The organism is Mycobacterium sp. 1165196.3, assembly GCF_001673415.1.
GTDB classification, from domain to species: domain Bacteria; phylum Actinomycetota; class Actinomycetes; order Mycobacteriales; family Mycobacteriaceae; genus Mycobacterium; species Mycobacterium europaeum_A.
The window spans coordinates 1-3,352 of the sequence record NZ_LZLU01000233.1 but is presented as its reverse complement, the minus strand read 5'-3'; the positions used below and the strand labels follow the sequence as shown (position 1 = coordinate 3,352).

The 3,352-nt window shown below is 71.3% G+C and carries 2 protein-coding genes and 1 pseudogene; all 3 read right to left on the bottom strand.

Annotated elements, in window-relative coordinates:
* Nucleotides 1-549, bottom strand: a 549-nt coding sequence (locus A5659_RS22910; RefSeq protein WP_156749328.1) for a PPE family protein, incomplete at its 3' end; no start/stop codon positions are given.
* A 333-nt stretch (nt 550-882) separates the two neighbouring features.
* Nucleotides 883-2,133 (bottom strand): PPE family protein, encoded by a 1,251-nt coding sequence (locus A5659_RS22905; RefSeq protein WP_066878931.1) that lies wholly within the window; start codon nt 2,131-2,133, stop codon nt 883-885.
* Between the two features lie 469 nt (nt 2,134-2,602).
* Nucleotides 2,603-3,352, bottom strand: a pseudogene (locus A5659_RS22900) (hypothetical protein); the annotation flags it as partial.

The window sequence follows — 3,352 nt, the reverse complement described above, 5'->3', positions numbered from 1 at the left end:
CTGGGTGGCCTGACCCGACGGGTTGGTGACCTCCGGCGCCTTCTGGAACTGCGCCACCTTCGTCGCCGAGGCCGACTGGCCCGCGTAGCTGTACATCGCGGCCGCGTCCTGCGCCCAGTACTCGCCGTACTGCGCCTCCAGCTGCGCGATCAGCGGGGTGTTCTGCCCCAGCACGTTGGTCGCCTGCAGCTGGGTCACCTGCGTGCGGTTCACCGCGATCAGCGGGGGCGGCACCGAGGAGGCGAGGGCGGTCTCGTAGGCCGCCGCGGCGGTACGAGCCTGGGTGGCCGCCTCTTCGGCCTGAGCGGCGGTCGTGGTCAGCCAGGCCGCGTACGGCGCGGCCGCCTGCGCCATCGCCGTGGACGCGGTCCCCAGCCACTCCTCGCTGTTCAGCGAGGTGATGACGTTGTCATAGCTGAGCGCGGCCGAGTTGAGTTCGGCCGCGAGCGCGCTCCATGCCGATGCCGCAGCCAGAAACGAACCCGACCCCGGACCCGAGTAGATCCGCGCCGAATTGAACTCCGGTGGGAACGCCCCATAATCCACCACGAATATGCCCCTTAACCTGTGATGTTCGAATCGATGCGTCGAGTAGTAGATGACGTTAATGCGCTGGTGAGCACCGCTACGCCGGTCAGCGGAGTAACGGCCGTCCGGCGCGCCTTTGCGCCGGGTGTCGGGGCCGGCCGCCCGATGCCGGCCGACCGCCCCGACGTGTGCCCGAATCGTGGGCGTGAGCTGCGCGAATGGTCGGATCCCCGGGCCCATCGGCCGCGGATGCCGAGGGCCGATGCCGACGTGACCGGGCGCAGGTGCATCGAGGCCGGGAATAAAATCCGGCCGCGGCTAACGGTGAGGGTGTGCATGCTGCGATTCCGCCGCTTATCCGGCCGACGGCGGGCGTGTCAGCACGCTGTAGCGGAACCCGTATTTGTTGACGTACCCGGCGGCCGCGCCGCGCCGCCCGAACGACCCGACCGGCATGCCGCGCAGCAGCCCGTTGGCCCCCGCGCCGGGGGCGCCGGTCGCCCCGGCCTCGATGGGGGTGACCTCCTCGGACATCGCCGCCGGGGTCACCGACGAGGTCAGCGTCGCCCAATGCTGGGGAACCGAGAGCATCCCGACCCGCGCGGCCTGCCCCGTCCCGGCGGAGATCGCGCTCACGTGGCCCACCCCGCCCAGGTTGCCCAGCCCCAGGCTCGCGAACTGCGGCGTGGGATACCAGGCACCACCGGCACCGGCCGTGCTACCACCGGGACCGGAGATCAGCTGCTGGGCGATCGACGACCAGAAGCTGGTGATGCCGTTCGAGAAATAGGCGAGGCCCGTGGTCTGCTTCAGCAAGGTGCCGTACATGCCGGTGTTCAGGCCCGCGTAGTTGTTGGTCGGCGTGGGCAGCCCGGACTGCAGGAAGCCGTCTATCAGATTCTGCAGCCAGGTGAACGGTCCCGGCTGCGACGCCGTCGTCGTCGAGGCCTGCGTCACCGCCTGCGTGGTGGCCGTCAAGGCTTGCGGCGTCGCCAGCTGCGAGGTCGTCTGGGCGGTGTTGCCCGCCGGCTCGGCGACGGCCTGGGCGACCGCGGCGGCCTGGTTGGAGTCGGCCTCTGGCGTGGTGGTGTTGGGCGGCGACGTCAGCGGGGTCAGCTGCGAGGCCGCCAACGACGAAGCGGCGTAGCCGTACATCGCGGCGGCGTCCTGGGCCCACATCTCCATGTACTGCGCCTCGGTGGCCGCGATCGCCGGGGTGTTCTGCCCGAAGAAGTTCGTCGCGACCAGGGTCGCCAACAGCACCCGGTTGGCGGCGATCACCGGCGGCGGCACCGTCATCGCGAACGCTGCCTCAAACGCGGCGGCCGCCGCCCGGGCCTGGCCCGCCGTCTCCTCGGCCTGCCCGGCCAGGACGCTCAACCAGCTCACGTACGGCGTCACCGCCGACAACATGGACGCCGAGGCCGGCCCCACCCACGGCGCCTGGGTCAGTTCCGAAATCACCGACGTGTACCCGCTCGCGGCACTGCCTAACTCGGCGCCCAGCCCATCCCAGGCGGCGGCCGCGGCCATGAGCGGACCCGACCCCGGACCCGCGTACATGCGACCGGAGTTGATCTCCGGCGGAAATGCCCCGAAGTCCATGGTTACGAAGCACCGGGCTCGAACGACATGTATCCCCTCGCAGGTGATCTCTTGGCGATGACCATCAGAATTTGCTTGCTCGGAAGGCTAAATGGCCGCGCCGCCCCGCGCCGCTCCCGCGATGCCGCCGCAGCTGCGGCCGGCCAGGCGCCGGCGGCGCGCTCCCCCGTGGCGGTGCCATCGGGGCGCCCCCGGGACGCGTCGCGCCGGCACCGTGGTTACCTGCGGGAACACCCCGTCAGGAGGTGCCCTCAGCGGCGCCTGCGGGTGAGTCCGCGGGCGGTTGCGGCGGGGCCGCGCCTACGCGAAAAGCCCAGCGCGGATAAAAATCCGGCCGCAGATAAAGCCCGCTGGAGATTCGCTGGGGCGTGCCCGGATGCGACGTCCGGGCACGCGGAAACGCGCCCTGCCGCCGGTGCTTGGCGACAGGGCGCGTCCTGGTTTTGCGCCAGAGTTGCTGGGGCCGAAGCTATCCCGCGAAGGGTGGCCGGGCCATGACGGTGGGCCGGAATCCGTACTTGGGACCCGCCACCCCGTGCCCGCCGGCACCGGCGCCCGCCAGCGGCATGCCACCGAGCAGGTTGCCCGGCCCGCCGGCGGCCTCGGGAGCCGCGCTGATGCTGCTGACCGGAATCGCATGCCCCAGCGCCGGCGCCGCCGGCGCCCCCGACCAGGCCACCGGCACCGACAACTTGCCACCCACCGAGGCCGCGCTGCCCAACGCCGCCACCGGGTGAGCCGCCGCAGCACCGCCACCCAACATCCCACCCAGACCACCAAGCCCAGGCAACGCCTTGGCCGCCGCCGGAGCCGCCCCACCGATCGCACCGACCGACTTGGCGATCTGCGTAAAGGTGTTGGCCATACCAGTACTGAAGTACGGCAGACCCTCGGTGTTGTAGAAGAGGCTGGCGAAGGGGCTGTAGCCGTTCACGGCCGAGCCCAGGCTGGTCGGCAGGCTGGTCTGCCCGGTCAGCAGGAACCACAGCTCCGACAGCGGATCCGTGGTCGCCTGCGTCGCGGCCTGGGTCGTGGCGTTGGTCGTCGTCTGCGCCGCGGGCTGCGCCAGGGACTGCAGGGCCTTGGTGGTGTTGGTCGCCGTGGAGTTGGCCGTGGCGTTGGTGACCGCCGCGCCCTGGGTGGCCTGACCCGACGGGTTGGTGACCTCCGGCGCCTTCTGGAACTGCGCCACCTTCGTCGCCGAGGCCGACTGGCCCGC